At 58.2% G+C, this 25,983-nt stretch carries 31 protein-coding genes; 4 read left to right on the top strand and 27 right to left on the bottom strand.

The genetic code is table 11. The annotated features are described in order from the left end of the window. Positions 1 to 110: 110 nt before the first annotated feature. Positions 111 to 1,229 (top strand): acyltransferase family protein, encoded by a 1,119-nt coding sequence (locus J3P89_RS19380; RefSeq protein WP_434695316.1) that lies wholly within the window; start codon positions 111 to 113, stop codon positions 1,227 to 1,229. A 13-nt stretch (positions 1,230 to 1,242) separates the two neighbouring features. Here J3P89_RS19380 and J3P89_RS19385 read toward each other — a convergent pair whose 3' ends face one another. The 20 genes from J3P89_RS19385 to J3P89_RS19480 all read right to left on the bottom strand — a co-directional run bounded on the left by J3P89_RS19385 (position 1,243) and on the right by J3P89_RS19480 (position 22,295). Next, positions 1,243 to 3,096, bottom strand: coding sequence for a hypothetical protein (locus J3P89_RS19385; protein ID WP_434695318.1), 1,854 nt, complete (start codon positions 3,094 to 3,096; stop codon positions 1,243 to 1,245). 56 nt (positions 3,097 to 3,152) lie between these two features. After that, complete coding sequence (locus J3P89_RS19390) at positions 3,153 to 5,861, bottom strand: host specificity factor TipJ family phage tail protein (protein ID WP_434695319.1); 2,709 nt, start codon at positions 5,859 to 5,861, stop codon at positions 3,153 to 3,155. Between the two features lie 401 nt (positions 5,862 to 6,262). Further along, the gene (locus J3P89_RS19395) at positions 6,263 to 6,760 is read right to left on the bottom strand and encodes a DUF1833 family protein (RefSeq protein ID WP_434695321.1); all 498 of its coding nucleotides are present in this window, start codon (positions 6,758 to 6,760) and stop codon (positions 6,263 to 6,265) included. After that, positions 6,757 to 7,854 carry a phage head spike fiber domain-containing protein gene (locus J3P89_RS19400; RefSeq protein ID WP_434695323.1) on the bottom strand — a complete coding sequence of 366 codons (1,098 nt, stop codon included), beginning with the start codon at positions 7,852 to 7,854 and terminating at the stop codon, positions 6,757 to 6,759. Before J3P89_RS19400 ends, J3P89_RS19395 begins: the two co-directional genes overlap by 4 nt. 43 nt (positions 7,855 to 7,897) lie before the next feature. Further along, positions 7,898 to 8,575 carry a hypothetical protein gene (locus J3P89_RS19405; protein ID WP_434695325.1) on the bottom strand — a complete coding sequence of 226 codons (678 nt, stop codon included), beginning with the start codon at positions 8,573 to 8,575 and terminating at the stop codon, positions 7,898 to 7,900. Next, entirely contained in the window at positions 8,572 to 11,460 is a 2,889-nt protein-coding gene (locus J3P89_RS19410) for a phage tail length tape measure family protein (RefSeq protein ID WP_434695326.1), read from the bottom strand. The genes J3P89_RS19405 and J3P89_RS19410 overlap by 4 nt, the downstream gene beginning before the upstream one ends. Positions 11,461 to 11,496: 36 nt before the next feature. After that, positions 11,497 to 11,676 (bottom strand): hypothetical protein, encoded by a 180-nt coding sequence (locus tag J3P89_RS19415; RefSeq protein WP_434695328.1) that lies wholly within the window; start codon positions 11,674 to 11,676, stop codon positions 11,497 to 11,499. A 167-nt stretch (positions 11,677 to 11,843) separates the two neighbouring features. Then, positions 11,844 to 12,284, bottom strand: coding sequence for a hypothetical protein (locus J3P89_RS19420; RefSeq protein WP_434695331.1), 441 nt, complete (start codon positions 12,282 to 12,284; stop codon positions 11,844 to 11,846). A 57-nt stretch (positions 12,285 to 12,341) separates the two neighbouring features. Beyond that, positions 12,342 to 13,511, bottom strand: a complete 1,170-nt coding sequence (locus J3P89_RS19425; RefSeq protein ID WP_434695333.1) for a phage tail tube protein — start codon at positions 13,509 to 13,511, stop codon at positions 12,342 to 12,344. 61 nt (positions 13,512 to 13,572) lie between these two features. Beyond that, positions 13,573 to 13,977 carry a phage tail terminator-like protein gene (locus tag J3P89_RS19430; protein WP_434695336.1) on the bottom strand — a complete coding sequence of 135 codons (405 nt, stop codon included), beginning with the start codon at positions 13,975 to 13,977 and terminating at the stop codon, positions 13,573 to 13,575. Continuing rightward, complete coding sequence (locus J3P89_RS19435; protein WP_434695337.1) at positions 13,974 to 14,528, bottom strand: HK97 gp10 family phage protein; 555 nt, start codon at positions 14,526 to 14,528, stop codon at positions 13,974 to 13,976. Before J3P89_RS19435 ends, J3P89_RS19430 begins: the two co-directional genes overlap by 4 nt. 3 nt (positions 14,529 to 14,531) lie before the next feature. Further along, positions 14,532 to 14,912: a glutamate 5-kinase gene (locus tag J3P89_RS19440; RefSeq protein WP_434695339.1), complete on the bottom strand. Its 381-nt coding sequence runs from the start codon at positions 14,910 to 14,912 to the stop codon at positions 14,532 to 14,534. 3 nt (positions 14,913 to 14,915) lie between these two features. Next, positions 14,916 to 15,308 (bottom strand): DnaT-like ssDNA-binding protein, encoded by a 393-nt coding sequence (locus J3P89_RS19445; RefSeq protein ID WP_434695341.1) that lies wholly within the window; start codon positions 15,306 to 15,308, stop codon positions 14,916 to 14,918. A gap of 39 nt (positions 15,309 to 15,347) precedes the next feature. Further along, the gene (locus J3P89_RS19450; RefSeq protein ID WP_434695342.1) at positions 15,348 to 15,914 is read right to left on the bottom strand and encodes a hypothetical protein; all 567 of its coding nucleotides are present in this window, start codon (positions 15,912 to 15,914) and stop codon (positions 15,348 to 15,350) included. A 53-nt stretch (positions 15,915 to 15,967) separates the two neighbouring features. Then, complete coding sequence (locus tag J3P89_RS19455) at positions 15,968 to 16,936, bottom strand: major capsid protein (RefSeq protein ID WP_434695343.1); 969 nt, start codon at positions 16,934 to 16,936, stop codon at positions 15,968 to 15,970. A gap of 12 nt (positions 16,937 to 16,948) precedes the next feature. Next, positions 16,949 to 17,659 (bottom strand): hypothetical protein, encoded by a 711-nt coding sequence (locus J3P89_RS19460; protein ID WP_434695344.1) that lies wholly within the window; start codon positions 17,657 to 17,659, stop codon positions 16,949 to 16,951. Between the two features lie 88 nt (positions 17,660 to 17,747). Beyond that, on the bottom strand, positions 17,748 to 18,791 hold the full coding sequence (locus J3P89_RS19465; RefSeq protein WP_434695345.1) for a phage head morphogenesis protein: 1,044 nt from the start codon (positions 18,789 to 18,791) through the stop codon (positions 17,748 to 17,750). Next, positions 18,781 to 20,199 (bottom strand): DUF4055 domain-containing protein, encoded by a 1,419-nt coding sequence (locus tag J3P89_RS19470; protein ID WP_434695346.1) that lies wholly within the window; start codon positions 20,197 to 20,199, stop codon positions 18,781 to 18,783. Before J3P89_RS19470 ends, J3P89_RS19465 begins: the two co-directional genes overlap by 11 nt. A gap of 7 nt (positions 20,200 to 20,206) precedes the next feature. Further along, positions 20,207 to 21,694 (bottom strand): terminase, encoded by a 1,488-nt coding sequence (locus tag J3P89_RS19475; RefSeq protein WP_434695348.1) that lies wholly within the window; start codon positions 21,692 to 21,694, stop codon positions 20,207 to 20,209. A gap of 1 nt (position 21,695) precedes the next feature. Then, the gene (locus tag J3P89_RS19480; RefSeq protein WP_434695349.1) at positions 21,696 to 22,295 is read right to left on the bottom strand and encodes a hypothetical protein; all 600 of its coding nucleotides are present in this window, start codon (positions 22,293 to 22,295) and stop codon (positions 21,696 to 21,698) included. Positions 22,296 to 22,368: 73 nt separating this feature from the next. Between J3P89_RS19480 and J3P89_RS19485 the strand changes: the two genes are divergently transcribed. Then, positions 22,369 to 22,572 (top strand): hypothetical protein, encoded by a 204-nt coding sequence (locus J3P89_RS19485; RefSeq protein WP_434695350.1) that lies wholly within the window; start codon positions 22,369 to 22,371, stop codon positions 22,570 to 22,572. Positions 22,573 to 22,604: 32 nt separating this feature from the next. Here the strand turns inward: J3P89_RS19485 and J3P89_RS19490 are convergent, their stop codons facing one another. The 6 genes from J3P89_RS19490 to J3P89_RS19515 form a co-directional block, all read right to left on the bottom strand. Then, positions 22,605 to 22,859 (bottom strand): hypothetical protein, encoded by a 255-nt coding sequence (locus tag J3P89_RS19490; protein WP_434695351.1) that lies wholly within the window; start codon positions 22,857 to 22,859, stop codon positions 22,605 to 22,607. A gap of 53 nt (positions 22,860 to 22,912) precedes the next feature. Then, complete coding sequence (locus tag J3P89_RS19495) at positions 22,913 to 23,041, bottom strand: hypothetical protein (RefSeq protein WP_434698079.1); 129 nt, start codon at positions 23,039 to 23,041, stop codon at positions 22,913 to 22,915. Positions 23,042 to 23,060: 19 nt separating this feature from the next. Then, entirely contained in the window at positions 23,061 to 23,447 is a 387-nt protein-coding gene (locus tag J3P89_RS19500) for a hypothetical protein (protein WP_434695352.1), read from the bottom strand. Further along, positions 23,444 to 23,767 (bottom strand): phage holin, lambda family, encoded by a 324-nt coding sequence (locus tag J3P89_RS19505; protein ID WP_434577570.1) that lies wholly within the window; start codon positions 23,765 to 23,767, stop codon positions 23,444 to 23,446. Before J3P89_RS19505 ends, J3P89_RS19500 begins: the two co-directional genes overlap by 4 nt. 153 nt (positions 23,768 to 23,920) lie before the next feature. Then, positions 23,921 to 24,241: a hypothetical protein gene (locus J3P89_RS19510; protein WP_434695353.1), complete on the bottom strand. Its 321-nt coding sequence runs from the start codon at positions 24,239 to 24,241 to the stop codon at positions 23,921 to 23,923. Positions 24,242 to 24,251: 10 nt separating this feature from the next. After that, positions 24,252 to 24,440 carry a Com family DNA-binding transcriptional regulator gene (locus tag J3P89_RS19515; protein WP_434698031.1) on the bottom strand — a complete coding sequence of 63 codons (189 nt, stop codon included), beginning with the start codon at positions 24,438 to 24,440 and terminating at the stop codon, positions 24,252 to 24,254. A gap of 299 nt (positions 24,441 to 24,739) precedes the next feature. Between J3P89_RS19515 and J3P89_RS19520 the strand changes: the two genes are divergently transcribed. After that, positions 24,740 to 24,919 (top strand): type II toxin-antitoxin system HicA family toxin, encoded by a 180-nt coding sequence (locus J3P89_RS19520; protein ID WP_072458260.1) that lies wholly within the window; start codon positions 24,740 to 24,742, stop codon positions 24,917 to 24,919. A gap of 51 nt (positions 24,920 to 24,970) precedes the next feature. After that, complete coding sequence (locus tag J3P89_RS19525; RefSeq protein ID WP_434695354.1) at positions 24,971 to 25,399, top strand: type II toxin-antitoxin system HicB family antitoxin; 429 nt, start codon at positions 24,971 to 24,973, stop codon at positions 25,397 to 25,399. A gap of 246 nt (positions 25,400 to 25,645) precedes the next feature. Here J3P89_RS19525 and J3P89_RS19530 read toward each other — a convergent pair whose 3' ends face one another. Continuing rightward, positions 25,646 to 25,885: a hypothetical protein gene (locus J3P89_RS19530; protein ID WP_103486202.1), complete on the bottom strand. Its 240-nt coding sequence runs from the start codon at positions 25,883 to 25,885 to the stop codon at positions 25,646 to 25,648. Positions 25,886 to 25,983: the final 98 nt, after the last annotated feature.

Genomic DNA, 25,983 nt, shown 5'->3' on the forward strand with positions numbered 1-25,983 from the left:
CGTCAATAACCACGTTTTGGCTATCGACTGGCTGGCGGCAATCTAACCGGGCTCGTATCATTCGCCCTTATTTTCAGGGTAAGGGAGTCTTTAATAGCGTGGAGAGATCGATGAGAAAGGAATCAGGAAAACTTGATTGGGTTCAGGCATTGCGAGGGATCGCTGCCTTGCTTGTGGTTCTATGCCACGCCCGCGAGTATCTGGCCGGCTCCCCGAATTATCCAATAATCGAAAGCGTACTGCTGCCTGGCGCGATGGGCGTCGATCTTTTCTTCATAATCAGCGGTTTCATCATGGTCTATTCGACCAGGAAAGCAACGGGCACGCTGGACGACGTGAGGGACTTTGCTATCAAGCGGTTCTCCAGAATCTGGCCGACCTACACAGTTGCAACAATCCTATGGGTATTCATTGCTGATGTGGGGATAAGCTATTTCGCCTCGACAGACAATTGGATCGTTTTCCTTAAAAGCATTTTCTTCATTCCAGTGAAGGATATGGCGCCGCTCTACTTCGCACCGATTATCCCACTCGGGTGGACCCTGAATTTTGAAATGTACTTTTACGCCGTGTTCGGTGTATCTCTGCTGTTCAAGCGCTTCAGGCTGATCGCAATGATAACCTGGATAGGGATCACAGTGGTTGCGCTTCCCATGCTGACCAGAGTATTTTCCTTCAGCCCGTTCACGTTCTACACATTCACACCAAACTATTTAAACCTGACGGCGAACCCGATCATTCTTGAGTTTGTAGCGGGCGCACTGATTGGCTATCTCTATCTTGAAAGCTGGGCGATCATTAAGAACAAGGTAATTGCCATTAATCTTCTGGCAGCTAGCGCGGGATTCGTGATTTGGTACAACTATTCAGGGCCTGCATATTTACATGGCATAACGAATTGGGGGGCTTCGCTTGCTGTTATGGTCTTGGTTCTGGCGATTGTGAGCAAAACGGTCGATATCAAAATTCCGGCCGTACTTGCATGGCTTGGGAAAATATCGTTTTCGCTTTACCTAACACACTTCTTGACCCGTGCAGTTATGGACCATTCTGTGGCATATCTCGGATTCGGCCAGTTCATGCACACATGGGGCTACGTTGTAATCTCGGTTGTGGCTTGTATTTCGATGGCCGCGATATCGCAGTACCTGCTGGAACAGAGGCTGTCTGATGCCTTTCGCGCAGCTCTGGAGGCAGCAACCACAAATAAAAAGGCCGCCCTTGCTTAGGGCGGCCATTCCATTAAATGATCGGACCAGTAGCTCCATATTTCTCAATTACGGCACGAATGGTTACAGAGCTCAGGGTAACCGGAGCTGTTGTGCAGTTTTGTATCCTCACATAAACGGTGTTGGCGGCAGAGACATGCGCTATCAGAGCGCACCCTAAAAGGTCCTTGTCTGCACAAACGTAAACAATGTCACCGATTGCCGCGCCGGGCACGGTAACCGAAGTTGCTCCTCCAGCACCAGCAGAAAGTGTTGCTGAATACCCCGCGCTCAAGCCGTAGCTGCCAATATGGCGTACGGCTTTGATTTTCCATATTTCTTCTGGTATCCGATAACCTCGAGAGTATCGGTCGGAGGAACCTAAAGTACCAGATACCAAACTATAGGATCCCGGGAACAGCTGATAGAAATTCACAGCGCTGTCGTTACCCGGTATCAGGACAAGCCCATGAAAGTTCTGGCGACCGGGATCTTTGACAGTACAAATGAATCCATTTGAAGATGGATTCTCAACTGTGAGGCCGTAAAAATTTTGGGAATACACCTGAGATTGCGACGCGGGCCAAGCAAAAACATTATTACAGCCTTCAACGCTCTCATTTATAAAACAGTTTGTTTCGGAAAAGTTGTTCGCAAAATCGTGAGCCCAAGCAGTAGTACAAGAGTTGTATGAGTTCCCAATGTAGGTATTTCTGTTGGCTGCCCCGCGGAAGGTCACCGAATTAGCGCAGCTAGCAAATTGGCAGCTGACAGTCTGATTTTCAAACGCCTGACCATATGGGAATGCTACCTCCGTATCACCTGCGTATTTGTTGTAAAACTGTCCATGCTGTAAATTGGCAAAAACGACATCTTTAATTTCAGCATGACGGACATTCGAAAGGTCGATACCGATATTGCCCGATCCGGCGCTCTGCCCGTTGAGAGTGAAGCCAATAATGCCTGGAGCATTACAGAGCGCAGGGGTGTAACCAGTAGATGGCCTGAAGGTTCGGAATGCCGTCTTGCTGGTGCCAAAGCGCTGCACATAAGACTTATCAAGCCCAGCCCCCTCAAGCTTAACATTCGGGTAGAGCAAAATTTCGGGCGATGCCGCCGGCATGCCGATAGCCCCGCGAAACATCACCCGTCCGCCACCCGCGTTGTACATTGCGATGATTGCTGCCTGAACAGGAGCCTGTCCGTTGCTGCCAGGAAGCCCGTCATGGCCAAACTGTCCCGCCTCCAAGAAGTCGCGAAAGATAAGCTTCCATCGAGCACCGTCGGAAAGATTAACGATTACCGAACCCCCGTCATCGGCTGATGTGGTATCAACTTCATCAAGCCAATAGCTGCCGCCACCGAAAGAACCGCCAGCATTGTAGGCCGTAACGAATGCCCGCTTGACTCCGGTTTTTGGCATCGTCCTCAGAAGGGCGATGCTGCCAACCACGCGGCCTGCGCCGCCGATATAAGTGACTCCCTTCGACATATCCGTCGTATTTGAAAGATCTTGCTTGAGCGCTGCATTCCCTGTTGCCGTGAGCTTTGGCGCGTCAGAGGTCCATGTTCCAGAAAGCGTTAAAGGAAGATCCGCCTGATCGGTGACGCGGTAGAGCTCCCCATTGCGCTCAATAAGCTGTGTTGGCCGCTCTACTACAACACCGGCACCGTAAATAAGGTGAACAGATTCAAAGCCGCTATCCAAAAGGAACTGGGTTACTTGGTCCTGCATACCGGCCCAGGTCTTTAGCGTTTTTCCGAGCCTTCCAATCCATGACAGCTCATCGCCATTGAGAAGCTTGTCAAGAACGCCGCCGTTATCGTAAAGATCTCGAGGATCGCTCGAACCATCAGGTTCTACAGGGTTGCCGGTGTTGTATCGCATGTTTTCTCCAGACACAAAAAAGCCCGCACGTGGCGGGCTGTTGCGCAATGTTCCGGTCAGGCCGGAGGGAAGTTGTTGTCGTCTGCGTAGACGCGTACGTCGTAGTTCACGGCGGTGACGTTACAGCTCACGGTGCCACTGGGATTCACCTCCTTGATGAGCGCCGGGTAGCAGAACTTGGCCTTGGGGCCAAACTGCAGCACCGGAGCATCCATGGAGCTGTCCAGCACAGGCACGAAGTCCAAGGCTGGAATGGTCAGGCGGTAGTCATCGATGCGGGTCGCCACATATGGGCCTGAAGCGCTTCCATCCCGCCTGCGAAGAGCGATCCAATGCTCGCCGCCAGCTGACCAGTTCAGGCTCTCGCTCGACACCAGCATGCGCGACCCACCGAGATTGACGTACCCTTTGAGCATCGCGCTTTGTCCGTATCCTGGCGTGGTGTCGCCCAATAATGCGTAGTCCAAATAGCCGCTATTCAGCGCGTCCAGCTCAGTGGAAAAGCTGTAGCGCTTGCGCTGGTACACCTGCTGGCGCCTGCGCCGCATACCCCACCGCCACGCCCGATGTCTCTCCCCTACCCCCTCCAGCCTTACCTTCTCGGCGCGCAGCCCCGTATCGCCCGGAAGTCGACATTCTACGGTTTCCCATTGCCACGTCTTGCTGTTCAGGTACTCAACATCAACGCCATCAAAGTCATCAGCTGTGATGTGTTCAGCCTCTCGCTTGAGCGGCTTGGTCATAACCTGGGGGTTATAGATTTGGTCGAATTCAGGCCCTCTAGGCTCGTCCCGCACCGGTCTGATCAATCCTCTATCAATTGTCAGTTCCGAAAATCCAGCCTGAAGCGCCTCAATCATGCACGCCTTCACGGTGCTTTGGCCTTCGATAGCCCGGTCGAAGTAATCGCCGCGGGCCGTCCATATCTGGTGCAGTCGGTCAAGCTCGGCCAGATCTATATCCGAATCTCCGTCAGCCACTGAGTAACCCACACTCCGCGCGATATGACCGATCCACGCAGAGATGTCACGTGTGGGGGCCTCAGGTCCCCAGACCCCGTTTTGCCGAACCGGAAGCACCCGGGTTGCGGTGACTGAAACCTGGCTCTCTGACTGCGAAGCGATTCGATTTCCGCCCCTGACACGCAAGCTGAGTAGCGTCACGCCCTCGTAAGAAGTCTTCGATGGGAGCTGAGACCTGAGCCCGTACCATTGGATGGTGTCGGCTTTGTCGGTGTCAGTGGTCTTGGCTCCGATGCGCCGAACCCGAACCTCAGGCTGGATCGCAGATGGCGCGGTAAGGGTTTCAGTGAATCCGATCTGATTTGGGGTGGCGGCAGTGTAGGTTTTGCTCCAAGAAGTCCACGCCCCAGCTGTTGCCAAGTCCCGATACTGAGCCTCGACCTTGACACTCATGTTGATCGCCTTGCCTTTTGAGTTGATATGCACCAACCCGCCAGGAAACATGAAGTCCAGTTCAATCTTAGTGGTTGTGGCTCCATCTGGGCAGGCCGCGAAGGGTCCAACCCATCCACCCTCGATTGTAGATCCGTCGAGGCTGATGTTTGCTGCGGCGGATGTGAGCGCATCAAATCCGGGCCAAGCCCCGTCAGCTGCTCCAGTGTCGGTAAGTCTCTCCAATGCAATTGTAGTGGTGTTGGCAGAAGTAAGCCGGAAGCGAAGCCCCTCGTAGCCGATCGCCATTTGGAGGTTGTCGCCAAGCTGAAGGCCTACCGCTGCGCCGCCTGTATCGTAGTTCAAGGTCATCTCGTCCGGCACAAGCCCGCCGCCGCTGGCATAGCTGGCAACGGTGTAAATGCCTTCGTTCGGCCCCACAATTTCGATTTTCATGCCGACGAATGGTGCTATCTGAGCCAAAGGCCCTTTGATCTTGTCTCTGTCGACTCCGCCGCTTACGACGCTGTACGAGTAGGGCGCAACGATCCGCGCGACCATGCCCGAAGCCCATCCTGCGGGAAATGTTCCGGAGCCGGCCGGCACGGTGACCGTGAAACCTGAGAACTGATAGGACGAAGCGTCTGGTACTGCTTCCACCGTTGATGTCGTGGTGAGCTCGATGCCAGCAGTGCCGGTTGAGGTCGCCCCTACCTCTGGTGCCGAATGCCAATGCCGAGACACGGGGTCAGCCGAGATATCTGCACCGGGCTCGTATATTTGGTACACGGCATCATCGCCCAGGGCAATGATTGGGGTGTCACCGATCAGGATACTGCTCGGCGGCACCTGGTACTTCCCTCGACCGATGCACAGAAGCATGTCAACCCACTGGGAGCGCGGATCAAGAAAGTACCGATGCGTTGGCAGGCAATAGTCCGGGTAAACTTTTTGACGGCCCGCAATTTCCCTGATGACGGAGTTTAGTTTGACCTGATTGCCCTTGACGGTCGACAGGTTGAGATCGGTTCCGCGCTTGCTGTTGCCATTGTTGAGCGACGGCATCTTGGGCATGAGCGATGCCAGTACGGCCTTGGCGCCGAAAACCAAGGCAAAGGTGATAGAGAACGGGTCCGTTCCTTTCGGCTCGCGGTAGATCTCAACACGATCTTCTGGGCCAAACTCAACCGTCTTCCACTGCGAAGGTAGAGCTCTTTCACCATTGACGAACACGCTCAACGGTAACGCTGCCGGATCAACGTCATCCGGAAGGCCGTCGGCCTGAAACCAACCAAGCAGGCTTTGGCGCTCGGCTATTTCATAGGTCTGCGCCGGGAAAGGCACGATCTTGTTGGGGAATACTTCGATCATTGTCGGTCCCGGTAATAGATGATGGTGTTGTGATCCCGTTCCCACTGGCTTATCGGTAGGCAACGGGCCCCGCGAGTTGGGTTTATTTCTAGAACCTTGAGTCGATCACCCGCTCCGACTACCAGGGCGACATGCACACAAATCTGGCCTCGCATCACCGCGGCTATAGCGCCGTCCTCAGGCTGACAAGTCTCCATATGTTCGGCTTCGGACCTGTACGCCCGCGTGAACTCCCTGGGCTCGGTGTTGCGAACATGGCCCCAGCTCGGCAGTAGTCGCTTACCCTGATGGCAATGCCTTGCGTCACGTACCAATCCCCAGCAATCGAACATTTCAGGGCCCCGCGCGCCGTCCTCATACCTGCAAGACAGGTATTTGTTGATCCATTCCATGCTGATTCCTCAGAGATATACGAGGCCCGGTACAAAGCGCGCGGTGTAGAAAACTCGCGGCCATGACGTGCCGATCAGGTCGAAGAAGCCGCACTGAAGGTTGGCGAGGTTCTCCTGGAAGGAGTCGCTATCCACGGACATTCGGTACGGTCGCTCGCAGGGGGTCGAAAGGTCGCTTGCCAAGTAAACACGATAGGTGGCGGTGACCCTGGCGTTCGAATCCAGCGCCTGGTCGGCCTTGTGCTGAACCTCTCCGGTCGTGTTGTCGATCGCAAAGGCCAGGGCCTGGTTGCCTTTGTTGTTCTTCTGCGGGAGTGCGATTCCGATGTTGGCCGCGATGAAGGTGAGCAGGCGGCCATCCTCAGTGCCGCAAACCCGATCCTTGAATCCGTTGCAGATGAGAACCGAAGCAGGCCAGGCTGGACAGGTGATTTCCAGGGTTCTGACGAAGGATTCCTTACCGCCAGAGGCAAGCGCCTCTCGATAGGCGTCTTCGAGGATGGTCATGTTGTGATCGCTTGAAGTTCTGGGCCACTAAGGCGGTATGGAAAGAACTTGACCTTGCGGATGTGCCCACTTATTTGGTCTGTGGCTGTGCCTCGAGCACCCAGAGCCAGTCGCGTCACCGTTATCGGGGGCGCACCTGAGGTATCAATGACCCCCGCGACACCATTTGAAGCGGCCTGCATATCATCAAGCTTGAATGCCACAGCCTGCTTGATGACCTGCCCTGGGCTTACAAGCCCGAACGCCTGCGCGAATACCGCAGTACCGGCATCGTCAATTATCTGCGATGAGGCGCTAGTGGATGTCCGCCAGTTCGCAATGCGGGGCCCGGCTCCCACCGTAGTACCAATACTTGCGCTGAATCCGCTCGTATTGCTTACGACTTCTGTGTACAGCGTCCCTTCGTCGAACCTGTGCCACGGGCTCAGACTACCCAAGAAAGCGGCATCTGCCGCGCGCGCAGCAGTCGCAGCGGTGGTGGGTATGTAAGACGAGTGCCAGGCGCCTACCTCAAGTTGAGCGCCCCATATGAATATGGAGTTGTTCAGTACTACCGGTTGTTGAATTGCGATCCAGTTCGCAGCAGCGGCTGTTGTTGTCGCTGTGACCGTCATACTGCACCTGTACCAGCCACCCGGAAGTTTCTGGATGCTTGCCAGACCGGTGCCGGCAGCGATAACGAACGCACCCTCGCCAGATAGCTGGAAGTTCACCTGCTGGCCAACGCCAAACGCAGCAGCCGGAAACGTCAGATACAGGAAGCTCTGTGAATCAGCTTTTGCAAAAACACTAAAGCTGTAGGAGTTGCCTGCTGTCCAGGCAATACCAGCACGGTAGAGGTAGCTTGATCCGGTCGCGTTGTTAACGATCAATTTGCATGCGGTAGCCGAACCATCAGGAGCTGGCCCGGATATCTCAATAGTGCTTCTGGTCTTGACCCAGGCAGAATTCGAGAAATCTTGCGAGTAGGTCAGCGTATTGGTGCGCGCCGGCTCCATTTTCAGCCCTAGAGGCAGAAGTGTGTCTGGCGAGCACTCAAATCTTGGCTCATTCGCCCCGGCCTGCACCATCAATCCAGCGCTGTTGAAATACATGGCGACTGAGGCCCGAGAGAACGTGACCAACTCCCCGAACGATTTAGAGTCCATATGCCCTCACCAATTGAAGGTAGTCGTTTGGCTGCCCGACCAAGTAGGCCTGGCTCATAAAATCGAGGCTGAGTGATGGGTAGTTGGCACGCACTACGCTGTAAACGGCATGCTTACCGCCTTGCGTCTCGTCTGTCTCAATCGTTATTTGCAGACCTGGCCTCATTGTCCTGATAGCGGCCATGGCTGCCGCGTGTGTTGCGAAGTCGAACGTCATCTCAGGCCATTCGATGTTTATGGCCATATCGATGATGTTCATCATGAACCAAAACTGCGGGAACTCCTCCCAGCCTGGCTCGATCAGTGGGGGCTCCTTCAGTTCAAGCGTTGCGGAAAACTCCCACCGACTGACCTGCACAAGAACCGGTCCGGAATAGTGCCCAGTAAAGCGGCACTCGTATTCCTTGAAGCCAATCGGCGTGAGCAGAGTGGCCTTGAACCATTCCACCCCCTGAACAAGTGTCCTGGCATACCACCCCTGAAAGAACGCCATCTGGTTGCGATCGCAGTTCCACTTCGCGTTGATGAGATAAGGAACCTCCTCGAAGTTAAGGCGCTGCCTTGCCCTGCCCGATTGCATCTGGGTCCGAAGCATCGGATCGACAGGGGTGTCCAGCGCATAGCCGTCCTGTAGCGGAGGCGGAAGCTCCGCCGGGTAATCGATCATGAGCCTTGCCCCTGTAGTCCGTATTTGGCCTGCATTGCTTGATGGGCTGCGCCGTCGCCCATGACGCTTGCCACCCAGACCTTGATGAAGTCCTGCTCGCCCTCTCGAGTGACCTCTGACGTCCCTGCCCTAGATGGATCGCCGAAAATCTGTACGATTGGCGCCGGCGTAGGTCCGTAGGCGCCAGATCCGGATGTGGCGGATGATCCGCCGGACACCCGATCACCGGAGTTGATCGCCTCCAGTAGCGCCCGATTTCGTTTGGTCGCGCCAGAGTTGACTATGAATTCGCCGTCACTGAGCCAAGCGAGGTTGCTGTCCGAAGTCGCGGTGCCGGCGCCGGCGAAATAGCCGCCCGTGGCAAAGCCAGGAATCACGGCTAGCGTGGAAGCCAGTGCTGTGGTGGAGGTCAGGGCAGCGGCCGCAGGGACCGAGTTGCCGCCAAGAGTCGCCAAGGAAGCCATCGCCGCAGCAGGCGCCCATGCCGCCGCCGTGGTGCCCGCCATGGCAATAGAGGCAGCCGAAGTTGCCGTGCCAAGCGTGGCGCTCAGCGCGGCGTTGATCCCCATCTGCACGCCCATCCTGATGAAGCCGGACAGGATTTCGCGCAGAACCGATTTCCCGATATCGCCCAAGGTGCTGAACGACAGCGATCCATCCATGATTGCGGTGGTGATATCGGTCGATATCTGGTTGAACGCGCCTGAGAAGATGGATTGCGTTTGCCCGGCAACATCCAGCGCCTGGACGCCAAAGTTCTGCACCGCCGCCGTCCACCCGTTGATCGGGTTGAGCATGGCCTGATCCATCTGCGCCCAGCCGGCCTGCAATGCCTCTATCTGAAGAGGAAGAAACTCGTTCGTCAGATCGATTTGGGCTTGTAGGTCCTGGCGCTGTTTCTCGGTCGTGGCGTTTGCCAGTTCCGTGCGCAGCTGCAGTATTCTCTGGTTCGTCTGCTGTTCGAGCTGAACGCGCTCTTGCAGCCGGCCGGCCTGTTGGTCGCCCATCCCCACTGAAGCGGCATCAAGGTTGTATTGGGTGCGCTGCGTGGCGAGCTGCTTCTCCAGGTCGGCGCGGTATTGCTCGGCTTGGGTCAGCCCCTGCGCACCCTTGATGGCGGCGGCGTAGTTGATCGACGATTGGGCCAGGGCCTTGCTGTACTCCTCCTGGCTGATTTTTCCCTTGTCCAGCACCAGCTGGAGCTGTGTTTGCTCCTTGGTCAGGTTCCTGGCGGCCTGGGCGGCTGGGTCGAATTGGTTGTACAGCTTGGAGAAGGTGTTTTCGGCTTCGGACACGCCTCGATTCTGCCCCGTGGCAGCCTTCGGCTTGTTCTTTTTCGCCTCCCGCTCTTTGATGTCGGCGATCTGCTGCTCGATGTTCTTGCGGGACGCGGCGAGCTTGGTTTCCTCTTCCGCAGTCAGCGCGCCAGCCTTTTGAGCCGCGGCCCTGGCCTTGTCCAAGTCGACCAACTGCTTTTGCAGCTTCTCGGTCTGGGTTTGCCCCGCCTTGTAGCTGGCATTAATGGTGTCAACAGCTTTCTTGCCGGCATCCTGAATGGCTTTGTTGTTGGCATCCGCTGCCGCCTGGGCGCTGTTGGCCGCCAGGGCGTTTTGCAGCTGCTTCAGCTTACCCTCAAGGAACCGAGTCGATTGGCTGCCAGCACCCAAGTCATCAGGGAACAGCGAGGCCAGAAATCCGTCTTTCCGCTCTGCCAGAAGCTTTTCGGTGTTCGCGATCTGCTCTTGAAGGGATTGATCTCTTCCGACATCCAGCATGGCGTCCCACGCCTTCTTGGCGAAGCCGGCGACCGATTGCCATGCAGACTCAAGGCTGCCCAGGTTGCGTTCGATCTCGCTGGCTCTGACGCTGATCTCATCGGCGTAGATGGATGCCGCCAGCTTGGCCGCCTCCATCGTCTTCCCCTGCTCCTGCAAGGAAATGATGTTGGCGTATTGGGTTGCGGTAAGGATATTGAGCTCGGCGTCGAGCTTCTTGATTGCCTCAACCGGACTCTTGCTGATGTCGTTGAATGATTGAACGACACCGTCGATGTCGCGACCTGTTTGCTTTGACCAGGCAAGAGAGGCCTGGGTGATCTGGGCGTACATCGGCGTGAGGCGGTTTCCTGCCGCCGTCAACTGAGTCAGTACGCCAGCAGCAGCGCCGACGGTTGTCCCGGTCGCAGAAACCTGGTCCGCAAGATTAGCCAGCTGATTGACGGAGGTGCCAGCAGCGTTGCCGGTGGTGATGATCGCAGTGTTGAAGCGCTCAGATTCCTCTGAGCCCTGGTAATAGGCGATTGCCAGCGTGCCAGCTGCCGCAGCCGCAAGCGTGAATGGGTTAATCAGGCCGGCAACATATCCACCGACCGCCCGGGCAGCAGGCCCGATGCCGCCGAACATGTCCTTGATCTGCCCGCCCTGTTGCAGGAAGACAGTGAAAGGAGACTGTCCAGCCTGAAGTGAGACGGCGATATCCGTGAACTGAGCCGGCAACATGCGCAAGTTGTTGGACATGGCCTTGGCCGACATCCCGGTCTGGCCCATGGCAGTCGTGGTTTCGGTCAGACCTTGGCGCATAGAGTCGATGCGCTGACGGTATTCGACGAAGGTGTCGCTCTCGACGATGCCGGCCTTTTTGAACTTGGCCAGCTTCTCCTGCATGTCGTCCAGGCGATCCAAGGCGGCAACCGCGGGGTTGATCTGCCCCAGCAGCTTTGCAAGCTCCTTGCGCTGCTCGGCGGCGCTGGAGGTGACGCCATCGGCGGAAGTGCTGGCGGAATCCCCGCTCTTTTCCATCCGATCCAGCGCGTCGGTCAGCCTGTTGGCGTTCTGCTCGGCGCCCCTTGAATCAATGGTTATGCTGAGACGTGATTCCTGCGCCATAGCTTTCTCCAGGCGTAAAAAAACCCGCTGGGCGGGCTATGGTTTCTTCGGCGGTTTCGGCTTGTCTTTCTCCTGCTGCTCTTCCCAGTGCTGGCGGAAGTCGTCATCCAGGGCGAATATCGCGGCCTCGAACTCTTCGCGGCATATGGCCGATGGACGCTGTGACAGGTAGTCGGTAACGGCGGCAGGCGATATCGGCGCGGGCGCTGCGGCCATCCCGACATACTGCCGGGACCGACTGATCCAGCCGTAAGCCTCCAGGACCTCGGCGGTTACGCCGTCAATCTCAGGCGCCTCCGGAACGCTAGCCCCTAGCCTTTCGTGCCTCCACCGCTTCTTTTCGTTTGAGCTGCCTGCCCACTCGCGCCCCCACTGGTAGGCAGCTAAGGCTTTCCCGCAGTGGCCTGGGCCTGTGCTTCGGCGCGTACAGCGATGTCGCGACCGGCTTGGATGGCCGCAAAATACACAGCCGGCATCTGATAAATCAGCTGTTTGCACAGCTCGGCCGAGTACGGGGCCGGCACGCCTGGCTTATCGACTTCATCCACCCCTTCCCAGTCCTTAATCAGGTGCTTCGCCACAAGTTCGATCAGCAGCTCGCTTTCATCCTCGAACGCAACAGCGCCAATGGATTCGCCCGTGAACTGCTGGGTGCCCACGCGGGTTTGCGCGTCGATGGAGTTCAGGTGCCGCTGGATCAGCGCGTAATTCGACTTGTACAGCGGAGCCGCCGTGGAGCCGACGAGGATCTTCGCCCCCGGGGCTATCTCTACCCAGCGGGTGCCGTCAATGTCGAGCTCTGGCTTCTTTGCAATGGTGAGCATGGTATTCCTCTGCGGTAAAAGGCCAGACGCACACCGCAGGGTGCGCCGGGCAAAGGGTTACACGGTTACGGTGATTTCAGCGGTGTCGGTCTTAGTGCCGTCTGCTGCGCTGGTCGCCGTGATGGTTGCAGTGCCTGCGGAAATGCCCGTGACCAGCCCGGTAGCGCTGACACTGGCAATTGCCGGGGCCGAAGAAGTCCAGTTGACCAGCTGACTTGCGCCAACCGGGGTGACGACGGCTTCCAGGTCCACTGTTGCGTCTTCTGCGATGCTGGCGGTGGCTGGGGTAACAGTCACAGCGGCAATAGTGATCGGCGCAGCCAGGCGGGTGATGGTCGGCGGCACGCGGCGACCGGTGTAGCTCAGCTCGACTTGGATGATGTCGGTCGAACCACCGTCAGGCCAGTCGCCGCTGACTTCCATTTCTGGCAGGAAGAAGGTGTAGCCGCCGTCGCCGTTGTTCAGCGTGAATTCGAAGCTCAAGGCGTCGCCAGTCTGCTGAGACTTCCAATACAGGTAGGAGGCCTTTGACCAGCTCATAGTGATCGAGCCGGACGGCGTGAACGTGGTCGGGATGATGTTGCCGGGGAACGGGTTGCCGTTACCGATGCATCGCTGGGTCTGGACGCTGTTGTCGAACTGCAGGTTGAAGCTGTCGACGCAGGCGTTGTCCTCGCCGAGCTGCACGCCGTTGATCTTCAGGCCGGTGACGTCCTTGAAGCCATAGCGCCGCTGGAAGGCCTCAGACTGCGGATTGACGATGAAGGACGTATTGTCGGCCTTGTCGTCCCAGGCAATAGCCGCGAAGGTCGTAGTGACGTTGATTTCGTTGTCGTTCGGGACCTCGAAGTTCATCGTCGCGACCTGGGCCCCGCGGGCGATGGCAGCCACGCCGATGTCGCTGGCATACGAGCCGATCGAGAACGAGATCCGGTCGTTGCCCATGGTCAGAACGTTACCGGCCCAATCTTTGCCGAAGCAGGACGCCATGAACTCGTCCAGCGCGCCGAAGCGCAGCTTGGTTTCGACGTCGCCGCCCACGTCCACGGTGGTCTGAGCTGTGCCCTGGGCCATCCGGTCGGCGCCGATTTCGTTGTTCTCTTCAGAGTTGTAGGTTGGCAACAGGCCGAAGCTGACCCGGGTCAGGACGTTCCAGTCGCCGGGCGGGGTGATTCCTGGGGTGATCTCGCGTTTCCACGCGGTCGAGACCTTGGCACCACTGGACATGGGGTGTTTCTCCTATCGATAGGCGTAAAAAAACCGCCATGTGGCGGTGAGTGGTCTGGGCTCAATAAGCCCGGTAGGGGATTTGCACGTTGACCTGATACCAGCCCAGGCCGTCATCGCCTACCACTCGCGCAGAGGCGGCGAAACAGTCGAACGGGCCAGACGGGTCGCTGTAGTACTCGAAGTGCTCGACGAGCGTGTCGGCGGCCCGGGTGATCGCCAGGGTGCCCTTGTAGGTGGGCACGAACAGCTGAATCACCAGGATACCGGTTCGGCGCACGCTTGGACCCAGTCCTATCTCAGGCGTGGACGACAGGCCGGGAGCGTCAGCGAGGCGCGCCCAGATGGGTTTCCCTGCCGGGTCGAATGGCTGCGGCGGGTTCGGGTAATCGACGGCACTGGCCGGGATTCCAGCCCACTGCGTCATGCGCGTAATAACGATGCTGCGGATCTGTTCGAAGGTCATGAGCTGTAGGCCTGGGAGACGCCATGGAAGGCAACGGCGTATATGCCGGCCGGCGCCTGGGTTGAGTGCCCATCCTCTAAGCGCTCCGCGTAGGGCAGGTTGTTCTGGATATACACGACCGAATAGGCGGTGACACCGTTCAGAACGGACGCACCCTTAGCTATCGTTGCCGACCCGGTGGCATCCGTGACATCAAGCAACGAATAGTTTGGGTCGCCAATCGTGACGATATTGTTCCCCCGAAAGCGCCCGCCAACGTATCCTTTCCCCGCTGCCAGGTCGTTGACATAGAAATTCTGGTCCCGCTCTTTCTGCGTCAGTTTCTTGTTGCCGAGTGATAAGGCGAGCGCGTCGTAAGCGTCAGCCTGGGCAACGTTTCGCGACTTTCGCTCGGTATTAGCCTTCCAGAGATCAGGATTTCCGACGGGCGACTTCAGAACGATTTCCTGGAGAAGCGCCATTGAGATAACTCGGGTTCTGGTGGCCACCGCCTCATCGACGTCCTCCCGGAATGCTGAAGGTGGAACGCTCCAGCCTCTACCCTTGGCCATGGCTCACTTCCTCAGCTGGATTTCGTAATGTGCTTTCGCGGGGTCTATACCTGGGCTAACTACCTGATACACGGCTTGCTCGCCGGTCAGCAGGTCCTGGGCAGTGATCTTGTGCCCGACCGCAGGCTTGTCCGTGGTTTCGTTGGCCAGGCAGATCAGCAGCACATCGCCGACCTTGATGTTCACGTTATCGATGCGCCGGCTTTCGTAGGTATCCAGCACACCGCGCCCGGTGTAGGTGACGGGTTGCTGAGTGGTCGTCTCAGTCACGGGGTCATAGACGCCTGGGCCGAGATATTCCCCCGTGAAGGGCTGCACCGCGTCCGAAAGGTCTGTATCGAACGCCTCGGCCAAGTCGATCTGGATGTCGTCGCGCAATCCCATGCATCACCCCCGGTCAACGCGGAAAGAGAACATGCTGCTCATCCACGGCTGCAACAGGGCCAGGGCGAACTGGACGCCATCAGGAAGCGAGGTGGTCTTGCTGAAATCGAGCGAGGCGAACGTCTTGCTGGTGCTCACCGATCCGGCTTTGACCGTCTTGGCCTCAAGCGAGCCCTCGGTGTGCTGCTGGTACAGTTTTCCCTCAGCAGCGACAGCTGCCAGCTCGGCTCCAGCTTGCTTCACCTCGGCTGGAATGGCATCCATGTCGATGCCGACCAAGTTGAGCGACGTCAGATAGGCATTCGCCTGCAACACCGCCCGGGCCTTCTTGTCATCTGGAGCCCACAAAGCCCCGAGGATGGCGTCAACGTCCGCCACGGTGATGTAGGTAGCCATCTGGCCTCCGTTTGAATGAATGGGGCCGAAGCCCCCGTGTTACTTGGCGAGCTCGTCGACCTGCTTTTGCAGCGAATCTTTCGAGGCGTTGGCGCGGTAGTTCACGCCAGCGGCATCAAGCTTGGCCTTGAGGTCGGTAACTTCCTTGGCCTCTGCCTCTGCCTGAACTGCCTTCTCGGCCTGAGCCAGCAGATCGTCGACCTGCTTTTGCAGTTGAGCAGCTTTATCGACTGCCTGATCACGGCTTTGGGCCAGGCGCTGCGTGCTTTCCTGAATGCCACTCAGGGCAGCATGCAGGCGCAATGCTGGGCCGTCGCCTTCAACAGGGCTCAGTACGCCAGATTCAAGGCCGGCAGCAAGCAGGTTTACTGCATCCAGCTCAGCGCGTAATGCATCGATAGCGACGCTGGAGCTGCCGCCGCTGACCATAAGCACCCGAGGCGACTCATTGACCGTCACCGTAGGAACGGACTCAGCCGCATCTTCACGACTCTCGGTCACGTTCGCGTCGACGATGCGCAGGCCGTGCTCTTTAGCCAGCGCCTTCACGTCTTCCTGGTACTGGTGAAACGGGCCCGGCAGATACCAAGTGTTTTTATTACTCATGTCATGTCCTCAGCGAGCCAGGCCATAAGCCCAGCTCGCTTTCTTGGGTGGGATTACTGAGCGGCGTCACCGATCAGGGCAACACCAGCGGTGTGCTTGATCGAAGTCGCAGTCTTATCCCAGTTGGTACCGGTAGCCAGTTCGGCATCGGTCGGCGACTTGCCGCCGGTGGTGGTGTCCCAGGTGTAGCCGCGCAGGCCCAAGCCGAAGGTGTAATCCACCTGCAGCGTGGTTTCGATGCGCTCTTTGCCGTTGGTGGTGGAGACGTTGCTGATCATGTCGCGACCGTCGTGCACCAGCGCGGCACCCTGGACCAGGGACAGGATGATTTCCTTGTTCGGCGTGCCGGCCTGCATCAGGGCGGGAGCGTCGGTGACCACCGAAACCTTGCCGAGGATGTCGACCACGCGAACGTTGCCCGCCTGGAACAGCTGCTGCGAGTTGGTCAGGGCCTGGCCGATCAGCTTGTGATAGGTGGTGCCCTGCATTACCTGAGTGACCAGGTTCTGGCTCGCGTCGCCGAACTTCGCGTGAGCGTTGTTCAGTGCGGCCTGGGTAATGCCACCAGTGGCCGAAACGTCGTTTACTGCGGTCGCCTGAGTGGTGATCGCGGCAACGAGTGCGGCAATGGCGGTGTTCAGCTGGTCCTTGAGCAGGATCTCGGCGAAGGCGCGCGAGGCGACTTCGATGCCTTGGGTGGTTGGTCGCTCCAGCCAGGTCATCTGGGACGGCTCGTAACGGACCGGGCCGAAACCGCCCGCGACCTTGACCGAAGAGTTCTTCAGCTCGGTCAGGTCGGTGATCGGCGCGGCGCCGTTGGCAGCGTAACGATCAACGCGGCGCTGGGCGGCGGCCAGGGTCTGGAAGAACGACTCCTGCAAGAAGTCGCCAGTGAAGCCGTCCGGAGACAGCACGATCGCACCACGGCTGGCAGCGTTGAACGCCACCAGCATCTGATCCAGCGTCTCGATGGTCGCCGGCATGATGTATTCGTTGAAAACCTGCATTTGAGACAGGGACATGGGTGTTTTTCCTTATTTCTGAGGGAGGTCTGGGAACCGGCTCGCGATTGCTGCCTGTCGTTCCTCTTTGGTGCCGCCGATGTTTCCTTTTGCGGCCCCGCCGCCCTTACCAGCACCGCCGGCCCCGCCGCCCGATGCCTTGCTGCCTGCGATCAATGGACCGAACGCAGGGTCGTTCATGAATTCAGCTTTCAGCTCGTCCAGCGTTGTCGCGGAGAGCTTGCCGGCCTGGTCCAGCACCACAACGGTGGGTTTACCGTCGCGCTGCTCGACGCTCAGCCGGCGCTCGATGTGGGGAAGCAATGCCTTGGCGCTGCCCGGGATGGCGAGCGTGGTTGCGATGTCAGTGGCGGTCCGGCCAACGGTCAGATCCCGGATCTGAGTAGTCAGGGTGCCGCGCTCCTGTTCCAGCAGGCCGTTCAGCTCAGCTTCGCGGCGGTTGTATTTCTCGGACCAGGACTTTTCGAGCTCTTCAACATTGCCCGACTTGCGCAGCGCCTCTTCGCGCTCCAGGCGGGCCTGCTCTTCGGCGTCCTTGCGCTTTTTGTCAGCCTCTTTCTTCTCGTCCAGCAGCTCCTGTACCTTCGATTTCAGGCCGGTGACGTCTTCGGGCTGCGGCAGCCCCTCGATGCTCAGGACGAACTTGCCGTCCTTCTCGACGTACATGGACTGGATGGATTCGTCGACGCCTTCGAGGCTGTCCAGTTGGAATTTCAAGGTCATTGCTGTCTCCCAGAGACTTTGTGCAGGCCCTGCCTGCGGACACAAAAAAACCCCGCCAAATGGCAGGGCTGTTCAATCTGCTTGCTCGTTACATGCCGGCCCGCTCAAACGCTTGGGGCTCAAGGTCCTTCAACTGCTGCAATGTGAGCGTCTTGCCGTTGTCGTCGATAAACTTGTCCAGGGTCAGCTCGCCCTTGCTGAACAAGGCATAGCGATTCGGCCCGAGCACCTCGCGCTGGAAGGACGCAGGCTGTCGGGCAAGCCACTCCTGATAGCTGGTCTTGCTCGACACCAGTTCAACACCATCGGGGCCGATTGAGGGCCGGGTTGAGCCTGGGATATCTCTCGCAAACTCATCCTTCAGCACTGGCACCAACGTTGTCCGGCAGCCCCAGTGGTACGGAGGTTTCGGACCGTCCAGCGGGATAATCGTCTGGTCGATGCTCATGCAGAACAGCGTGGTTTTCGAATCAAGCGTGGCGACCCTGCGCATCCCTTTGAGGATGTCGTCGTTCGCCTTCAGCGTCTCCACCCGTGCCGTGCTGGCGATGTGGTTGGTCATGGTGCGCACTAGGGCCCCGGCCTGATCCTGCTGCAACTGGTGAATGCTGGTCAGGCGCCGGCTGATCTGTTGGCTGGTTTCGCCCAGCGATGACCCGATCTGGATCTCACCGATGATCTCTGCCGCCTTCTTGGTCCCGAACTGGTCAAGGGCGCCGCTGATGCTGATGCGCTGGATGCCCTTGCGAGCTTCCAATTCCAGCGGATCAGCCAGCGCCGCAGCAGAAACCATTTCAGCCGACGGCACATTAAGCTGCACGACGGCCCGAACCACCCTTCCCAGCATGGTTGCGTTGAACTGGGCCTCGTATGAAGCAAAGTCGCTCAGATCAAGCTGCGCCCGACCCTTCAGATCATCGTAGATACCCCGCAGATCGCCCTGGAGCGTTTCTATCTGCGAGGTGTAGCGCTTGGTCCCGTAGGCGCTCAGTCCATCCGACACCCGCTGCTTGGCTGTTTTGATTGCCCTGCTGAGAAATACGGCCACACGCTTGAGGTTTCCGCCGGCATAGCGCTGGACGTAAATTTGGTGGCGGGTGGCCGCATCCTCCAGAAAGCCTTCACTGCTCATCGCTTGCGCCTACAGGTGGCTGGCTCGCCAGCTCTTCGTCGATCTTGTCGTCGGTCCGGTCGGCTTCCAGCACGCCACCCTGTCGCAAGTTGGTGCGCACATCCGACTTCGCGATAAAGCCCTGTTGCCAGAGCTGGACCTGGGCCAGGATGTCCTGGGCACTCATGGTTTCGTCGAAGAACGCCTGATTGAGCCAGAACACCGTGCCCTTCTCGTCCGGCTCGCCGATCATGAACCGCTCGGCGTCCAGGATGGCGCGCTTCAGGGCTTCTGACACGTTGCCGGCGATAGTGCCCAGGACTGAGTTGTCGGAGCTGTACCGGATGCGAACAGCCTCTGCCGTCTCAGCGCCACCGCCCTGCTGGACGATCCTCGCGCCGATCATGAGCATCTGCTCTTCTTTGTCCTTCATCAGCGTGCGGGCCAGTTGGCTTTCGTCGGCCTGCAACAGCACTGCTGTCCCGGTGGTGCCGAGCATGTGCCCGCGGCGAGAGCCAATCTGCATTCCGTTCGGGTTGGCCTTGACGAACTCGTCAGCGTTGATGCTGGTGGTGATGAACAGGGTCGGCTGCGAGCTGATGAATCCGCTCTCCTCCACCGTGGCGCTGTTGCCATAGTGAAGGATGTTCACGTCTGCCAGGTCTTCCAGTGGCGACTTGTCGATGCTGGCGTCGTTGTTCTGGGAGCCGAAGAAGCTGAAGGGGATGTGGTCGAATGGCTGCCCGGACTTGTCCTTTGGCTCGGTTTCGGCGTAACCGGCGGCACCTTCCTTGTATACCCGCTGCACGTATTTGCCATCGATCAGCAGCAGCACGCGGTTCTGGTTGTAGGTGTCACGCGACAACTCGACCGGGCTGAACTCGGTCACGCACTCCTTGAGGTTCACGTACACCAGGCGCTTGACGCCATCGATCACCTGCTCATCCCAGTCGATGATCGACAGGGCGTCGTAGAAGTGGATCAAGGCGCGCTTGGTGCTGAGGTCGGCCATCGAGGAGACGCCACTTTCGGACGTTGCCGTCGGGAAGTCGACCAGGAAGCCGCCGCGCCCAGTATCCAGGCACTCACCTACAGACTCCTTCGAAAGCTGCTCAAGACTGGTCCCGTCGCCGCTGGCGTTTTCTTTCAGGTAATCAACGGCAGTTGGCAGGGTCAGTTCGGCGGTCTTGCGGAAAACTGCCCCCATCAGGCCGGTGCGCGTGCGCCCGGTGATGTTGAGGAACATCGCCCGCTTCTTGTACTGCTTGTAGCGGGCCAGGTTCTCCGGCGTTTTGTTCTCCGGGTCAGGCATCGGCAGGTATTCGTCGTGCTGGCGAACCTCCCGAGCCCCCGCAACGCAACGCTTCACCAACTGCCAGCCAGCCAGGGCTTTTGCGTACTCTGCCCGGGGAATGCTGTAATTCGCCATATTGGCCTCAGAAAGTGAAGGTGACAGGGATGTGGGTCATGCTGACGCGCTTGGTCTTGGCGACAGCGAAGTACCGGAATGCGTCGGACGGGTGAGACGCCCAGTCATGGAGCGGCTTGTCTTTCCAGCAGCCCTTCTTGTCGTCCCATTCTTTGCGGTAGTTCTCGAGCGCGGTGATGCCCTCTTCGCACTTCGCCTCGTCAAAGGCGCATTGGCCGAGGATCTCGCGCACCTGATCGATGCCGTCGTCAACGCCGATCTTCGGCACGACCTGGAACGTCATGCGGTAGTGCTGGCCGTCGATCTCGTAGCCTTCGCGCGCCATTTCCCGCCGGGTCTTGGCATCACTACCGAACTCGCGGTTGTCGATGTCGTGCGGCCCCCAGTGCTCGGAGTAGGTGTAGCCCTTGTCCTTGAGCACCTTCATGTAGTGCCGCAGCCCTTCCCCGCTGTTCTGGTAGAAGTCGATGACGTGGTACTCGTTGCCGACCTGACGCACGAACCAGATGGCCGTGGAGTCGCCGACGCCGATGTCCCAGAAGGTCATCACCGGTAGGTGGCTGTTGTCCGGCAGCGTGCCGATGCGCTGTGAGCCGTAGAGCTTGGCGAACTGCCTGGCGTAATACGCGCCCTCGATCGACTGCTGGAAGGCCTCGACAGGGATGGACGGGTATTCCCGCTTCATGTCGTCGCCGAGGGTCTTCTCCTTGGCGGCGTACCAGGCGCGCTGGCCCGGGTTGGTGTCGATGCCGTGCTTGGCGAACAGTTCGTTGAAGTAGTCAGTCAGCCGCTGGGGGATGGCCGCTGCAGCAGGGTCCAGCCAGTAGGCCTTGTTCTTCCACCAACTGAAGAAGAAAAACTTCCAGTCCAACTTGCCAAGCGGCGTACCGGACAACTGCTGTTTCTCGGCGCTCTGCGAGTAGTCGAAGAAGTAGCCGGCCCGGCCCTCTGCCGTGGATTCAATCGTGACGAAGCAATCGGTGGCTACAGCCTCGAAGGCGCCAGTGACGATCTCGCGCGCCTTGTGCGGGAACTTGGCGCAGATCTTCCCGAACTCGGAGACGTGCAGGTAGCGCAGGGTGCCGCCACGGAAGGAAGTAGACACATAGAGCGAGCCGCCCTTGCTGAACACAAGCTCGCCGGCGGCATCGTTGCTCGCCGGGTTGGCAGCGCGGATCTCTTTCGGCAGGTTGTCGTAGGCATACTTCACCTTCTCCCGAAACAGGCGCTTGGCGTCGTTCAGGGTGTGGGCGATCAACGCGCACTTGGCCGACTCAAACAGAGCGGCGTCCAGCTGAATGATGCAGCACTCAGTGGTGAAGCCGAGCTGCCGCGCCTTCAGGATGATGTTGCGGGTGTGCATCCCATCGAAGTATTCAATCTGCTCGTCCGTCATCCGGAAGCGGACTTTCTTGCCCTGCTTGTCGGTGATGAAATAGAGATTGTTCAACCGCCAACGCTTATCCCGTAGCAGCTTCATGTGCTCGGGCTTCATGTCAGGCGTCCTTCGATAGTTCGTCCATCATCTTCGATAGTTCGTCGGCTTCGTCCGTCTTCTCCTTCTCATCCAGGCTGTATGCCTGACGCTCCAGGACCTGCAGGTTCTTCATCGCAGAGGAAAGCTGGAACAGTGTTTTGGAGTTGCTGGGCAGCGCCACAGCGGCGAGCATCGAAGCCCGGCGCATCCCGTTACTGTCTTCGGAGGTTTCCGCCTCGATGTCTTCTTCGATCTCTACTCGGCGCTGGATGGTGGACAAAAGATCGTCCATCAGCAGGTTCGCAAGGTTCGTGGCTTTGCGGATGTCTCGCCGATGGCTGCGAACCACCCTCGCCCCTTCTTCCGCCGCCTCTTCGATGATCTCGGCATCCAGTTCGCAGTTCGCGCCTTGATCGTTGCGAACCTCTCCGCGAACCAGCTTGCTGCGAACCTCTTTCCGCACCTGGTCAGAAAGATCTCTCGCCCATCCAAGGGCTTTAGCCTTCTTCCTGATTGCGGTGTCGCTTACACCTTGGCGCTCGGCAATGGTTCTGATGGAAAGCGCCCCGGCCCGGTAGGCTCGTTCGATCGCCTCCCAGTCGGGTTGCTTGGCTGTCATTGGTATTCTCTAGTGCTTGAAATAGTGGCGGGTTGCCGGTATTGGTGGGGATCAATCTACCGAGGATTTACAAATGGCAGAGATAGGCAAAAACATCGTTAACGCTGGCAACAACGATACCAATGACAATCATTACCGTAGATACGCCGTAGCTGCAGCCCTTGAGGTTATCGCGGGGTACGTAGCGAGCGGTCACCCAGCAGTCAGCCTCGACTATGAGTTCGGGCAACTATCCAAGTATGCCGATCAGATTCAAGAAGCCCTCAAGGCCAAGTGATCCATCCGTGCCGCACTCGCCCTGCGGCACACCTACCCTTCTCCGTTATCCAACAGAACATCAATCAGCTTCTGCTCACCCAGGCGCATGGCACCCAGGCATTGCAGGTCGTCGCACTTTGGGCCAAGGCCGAACACAGTCACCTGGCCTTTCGGGCCGATGATGGTCAGCGCGCCTACGGTGCACTCCGGATGAACGCCAGCATCAAGGTCTTCTGCGATCTTGCGCAGCGTCTTTGCGGCGTCGCGCCATCCCTCGCGCTTGAAGTCAATAAGTTTTGCGGTCATGTCCTGCCCCTGCGTCGCGACACAATTTGCTGATTCGCGAAACGTGTCGCGCGTTACTTGCTCTGACTGCGCTTGATCTGCGCGTCCACCTGATCTGCGCAGGTGTCGAGCAGCTTGATGGCCTGGTCCTTCAACTCCCACACATCACCATTGAGGCGAAGGTCGGCGTCGTCTTGGCCCACTCGCTCACAGGGGATCAGCTCAGGGGCTTCCAGTCTTACGGCCTGGGTCTTTGTTACCACTACTGGCTTTCCCGCGCAGGCCGTCAGGCAGAGGCTGAGCAGCCCAATCACGAACAGGCTTGCTGTTGCGTTTGAGGTCTTCAAAGTCTTTCCTCGCCTTTTTGGCTTTGTCTTCGCTGGCTTTGATCCGCCGGTTCAGGTCTTTCAGGTACTCGGCGTTTCGCTGGGCTTCTGCCCGTAGCGTGGTGATCGTGGCCTGGCTTTCGAGGTTGGCGTCGACCGCCTTCTTCTTCTCGCCGGCTTCGAATGCCACCTCTCCACGAAGGGCGACGACGCGCGATTGCTGAATGCCCAGCAGGAGCAGCCCCACCAGGGCGATGATGATTGCAGCAGCGAAGGCCTTCATGCGGCATCCGCCTTGCGACCCAGGAATCGGGTCACCAGCTCGCGTATGGCTGTCACGCCGAGGAACCCAATAGTCCCTCCAGCAGCAATCGACAGGCTCGGCGGCCACTCCATCCACTCGATCACGCTCGAAGCGACCAGGCTGAGAGATCCGCAGATAAGCGACTCGAACACGATCCGACGCTTGCTGGTTTCTTTCCCGTCGTACAGGACGCGGAGCAGAGATACGGTTATGGCCATGATGACGCCCGCCATTAGCGGATTGCTCAACGCCAGCCAGATCTTGGCCCATGTGTCTGGCTTGTCAGGCATGTTTGGCATCCGGGTTGCCTCCCCCTTGGGGAGATTGATAAATCCGGCTCCGCTGCACTCCCAGCTCGGAGCTATGGGTGTGGGGAGCCGAAAACGAAAAGACCTCGATCATTTCGAGGCCCTGAATTGGAAGGAACAGGGCCGCAGAAGCGACCCCTTCCGTTATGCGAGCAGGTCGTAGGTGATATAAGTAACGAGGTAAGAGCTGCTGTTGGCCCACAAGCCATACCCTGGTGGCAGGTAGATTGGGTACTGGAGTTGCTGCAATACGTTAGCTGTCGGCAGATACATCAACATCGGCTTGGTAGAGTCGGTACTGCCCGTAGCTGCAGCAGTGCCAGTTGAGATGAATGAACCTGCCGGGCCAGAGAAAACGCCAGTCCGAATAATTACGCCAGCCACGTTATCAGATGGCTTGATGATCTGAGCGCTCTGATAGGCGGTGTAGGAGTAGTGCTTTGCACCAATAGTTACCGGTTCCATGTTGTCACCTTTAATTCGAATGATTTTTCGCGGAGGATTCCGCATTCATGTCGCTCAAAGGCGATCGCTCGAGGCTCGCGGCCTTCACATGATTCAACGTCCCGCATCGGGAGCATTTGATCTGGAGCTGGGTGTACTCGCCCACACGGGCCAGTAGTCTGTTGCACTTTCCACATCTGCAATCTTTAAGCATCTGCAAAGCCTTGTCGTTTCTGCTAGGCTCCGCCCCGCTCGCGCGAGCAGTGAGGGCCTTGGCTGGCTTGCAGGGTACATCTGCGATCTGGCGTCTCCCTTGGGTGTTACCGCACCCTCTGGAGTCGCCCTCTCTTTTCTTCGCGCCAAAATAAAAAGCCCCGAATCTGTCGGGGCTTTTTGCATTCTGGTGGCGATAAAACTCGGCAAAGCGATACACCGAAATCTCTGCCTCAACACCACAAAAGTGTTGTATTAACACAAAAGTGTTGTAGAATGAACTCACCCTAACAACGAGGCGAGGTGATGAAGTTCAGCGAGTTCAGACGATGGTTGAAGGCCCAAGGGGTGACCTTCGAAGCAGGCAAAGGAAGCCACTTCAAAGTCACCGCCCCAAACGGCAACAAGACAACCTTCGCGGACCACGGATCCAAGGAAATGCCGGAACCGACCCGCAAGGCGATCATTAAACAACTGGGGCTCTGAGAGCCCCTTCACCACATCTGAATGCTGAGCGATCACCTCCAAGGAGTGACCATGTACGACTATGCAATCCGCTTTGAGCAGGACGGTAGCGCTCCAGGCGTTGCCGTGTTCTGCCGTGACCTGCCAGAGCTCAACAGCTATGGGGATGACCGGGAGCACGCCATCCGTGAGGCCCTGGACGGGATTGAAAGCGCCCTCTCTATCTACGTGGATGAGCGTCGAGCAATTCCGCCAGCGTCTGCCCCCCAGAATGGCGAGCACGTCGTTCATCTACCAGCGGTGACCGTGGCGAAGATCGCGCTGTGGAACGCCATGATGGAGCGAGGTATGCGCAAGGCTGACCTGTGCCGGCTGCTGGATGTTCGCCAGGCCCAGGGCGACCGTCTTGTCGACTTCCTGCACACGTCCAGGATGGATCAGTTGGAAAACGCCTTGGCGGCTCTCGGCAAGCGTCTCTCGCTATCGGTTGAAGCAGCGTAACCAGAAACGAAAAGGGCCCCTGCAATGCAGGGGCCCTGAATAGGTGCGCTCGTCTTTCCGAGCTGTCTGCCGAAGACCATCCCAGCGTCGACGCCCCTTTGCATCGATCTCGCCGCTCAAGTCTCGCGCCACCCGGAAAGCATGTGAGGTCAGGGTGCGCGGGCTGCCGGTGTTATTTCCGTACGCCGTACTGTCCGGCTAATCGGCGTCCAGGTCGTCCCGAGGGCTGTCCTGGCTACAGGTGAATCAGAAAGCTGGCGAGATATCGAAGTAGTAGTCCTTCCCTTCTTCGAAATGCTCGGCGCGGTCGGCGGCCACATTCACGGTGTATTCACCGTATGGCGTGTACTTGCCATAGATCGCGTCTTCTTCCGCTGGATTGGCCGACCACACAGCACCGAAGTGCAGACGGGTCAGTGATTCCGTCGAGCCCTGAACAGGCCCTTTGGAGCGGAGAGTCATTTTGCAGCGGGTGATATGGGTCATCGGTAGATCCTCGAACATCGATTGGGCAGGAGGGTCTTTCCGGTCTTTCGCCTGCATTTGGGCAATAAAAAACCCGGCGCGGTGGCCGGGTTCTTGTT

This window comes from Pseudomonas sp. Z1-14 (assembly GCF_051132005.1).
GTDB lineage: Bacteria > Pseudomonadota > Gammaproteobacteria > Pseudomonadales > Pseudomonadaceae > Aquipseudomonas.

Excerpts from the sequence above, each read along its gene's own strand:
- J3P89_RS19380 (WP_434695316.1), top strand. The coding sequence starts at position 111 with ATGAGAAAGGAATCAGGAAAACTTGATTGGGTTCAGGCATTGCGAGGG.
- J3P89_RS19385 (WP_434695318.1), bottom strand. The coding sequence starts at position 3,096 with ATGCGATACAACACCGGCAACCCTGTAGAACCTGATGGTTCGAGCGAT.
- J3P89_RS19390 (WP_434695319.1), bottom strand. The coding sequence starts at position 5,861 with ATGATCGAAGTATTCCCCAACAAGATCGTGCCTTTCCCGGCGCAGACC.
- J3P89_RS19395 (WP_434695321.1), bottom strand. The coding sequence starts at position 6,760 with ATGACCATCCTCGAAGACGCCTATCGAGAGGCGCTTGCCTCTGGCGGT.
- J3P89_RS19400 (WP_434695323.1), bottom strand. The coding sequence starts at position 7,854 with ATGTATTTCAACAGCGCTGGATTGATGGTGCAGGCCGGGGCGAATGAG.
- J3P89_RS19405 (WP_434695325.1), bottom strand. The coding sequence starts at position 8,575 with ATGATCGATTACCCGGCGGAGCTTCCGCCTCCGCTACAGGACGGCTAT.
- J3P89_RS19410 (WP_434695326.1), bottom strand. The coding sequence starts at position 11,460 with ATGGCGCAGGAATCACGTCTCAGCATAACCATTGATTCAAGGGGCGCC.
- J3P89_RS19415 (WP_434695328.1), bottom strand. The coding sequence starts at position 11,676 with ATGGCCGCAGCGCCCGCGCCGATATCGCCTGCCGCCGTTACCGACTAC.
- J3P89_RS19420 (WP_434695331.1), bottom strand. The coding sequence starts at position 12,284 with ATGCTCACCATTGCAAAGAAGCCAGAGCTCGACATTGACGGCACCCGC.
- J3P89_RS19425 (WP_434695333.1), bottom strand. The coding sequence starts at position 13,511 with ATGTCCAGTGGTGCCAAGGTCTCGACCGCGTGGAAACGCGAGATCACC.
- J3P89_RS19430 (WP_434695336.1), bottom strand. The coding sequence starts at position 13,977 with ATGACCTTCGAACAGATCCGCAGCATCGTTATTACGCGCATGACGCAG.
- J3P89_RS19435 (WP_434695337.1), bottom strand. The coding sequence starts at position 14,528 with ATGGCCAAGGGTAGAGGCTGGAGCGTTCCACCTTCAGCATTCCGGGAG.
- J3P89_RS19440 (WP_434695339.1), bottom strand. The coding sequence starts at position 14,912 with ATGGGATTGCGCGACGACATCCAGATCGACTTGGCCGAGGCGTTCGAT.
- J3P89_RS19445 (WP_434695341.1), bottom strand. The coding sequence starts at position 15,308 with ATGGCTACCTACATCACCGTGGCGGACGTTGACGCCATCCTCGGGGCT.
- J3P89_RS19450 (WP_434695342.1), bottom strand. The coding sequence starts at position 15,914 with ATGAGTAATAAAAACACTTGGTATCTGCCGGGCCCGTTTCACCAGTAC.
- J3P89_RS19455 (WP_434695343.1), bottom strand. The coding sequence starts at position 16,936 with ATGTCCCTGTCTCAAATGCAGGTTTTCAACGAATACATCATGCCGGCG.
- J3P89_RS19460 (WP_434695344.1), bottom strand. The coding sequence starts at position 17,659 with ATGACCTTGAAATTCCAACTGGACAGCCTCGAAGGCGTCGACGAATCC.
- J3P89_RS19465 (WP_434695345.1), bottom strand. The coding sequence starts at position 18,791 with ATGAGCAGTGAAGGCTTTCTGGAGGATGCGGCCACCCGCCACCAAATT.
- J3P89_RS19470 (WP_434695346.1), bottom strand. The coding sequence starts at position 20,199 with ATGGCGAATTACAGCATTCCCCGGGCAGAGTACGCAAAAGCCCTGGCT.
- J3P89_RS19475 (WP_434695348.1), bottom strand. The coding sequence starts at position 21,694 with ATGAAGCCCGAGCACATGAAGCTGCTACGGGATAAGCGTTGGCGGTTG.
- J3P89_RS19480 (WP_434695349.1), bottom strand. The coding sequence starts at position 22,295 with ATGACAGCCAAGCAACCCGACTGGGAGGCGATCGAACGAGCCTACCGG.
- J3P89_RS19485 (WP_434695350.1), top strand. The coding sequence starts at position 22,369 with ATGGCAGAGATAGGCAAAAACATCGTTAACGCTGGCAACAACGATACC.
- J3P89_RS19490 (WP_434695351.1), bottom strand. The coding sequence starts at position 22,859 with ATGACCGCAAAACTTATTGACTTCAAGCGCGAGGGATGGCGCGACGCC.
- J3P89_RS19500 (WP_434695352.1), bottom strand. The coding sequence starts at position 23,447 with ATGAAGGCCTTCGCTGCTGCAATCATCATCGCCCTGGTGGGGCTGCTC.
- J3P89_RS19505 (WP_434577570.1), bottom strand. The coding sequence starts at position 23,767 with ATGCCAAACATGCCTGACAAGCCAGACACATGGGCCAAGATCTGGCTG.
- J3P89_RS19510 (WP_434695353.1), bottom strand. The coding sequence starts at position 24,241 with ATGGAACCGGTAACTATTGGTGCAAAGCACTACTCCTACACCGCCTAT.
- J3P89_RS19520 (WP_072458260.1), top strand. The coding sequence starts at position 24,740 with ATGAAGTTCAGCGAGTTCAGACGATGGTTGAAGGCCCAAGGGGTGACC.
- J3P89_RS19525 (WP_434695354.1), top strand. The coding sequence starts at position 24,971 with ATGTACGACTATGCAATCCGCTTTGAGCAGGACGGTAGCGCTCCAGGC.
- J3P89_RS19530 (WP_103486202.1), bottom strand. The coding sequence starts at position 25,885 with ATGACCCATATCACCCGCTGCAAAATGACTCTCCGCTCCAAAGGGCCT.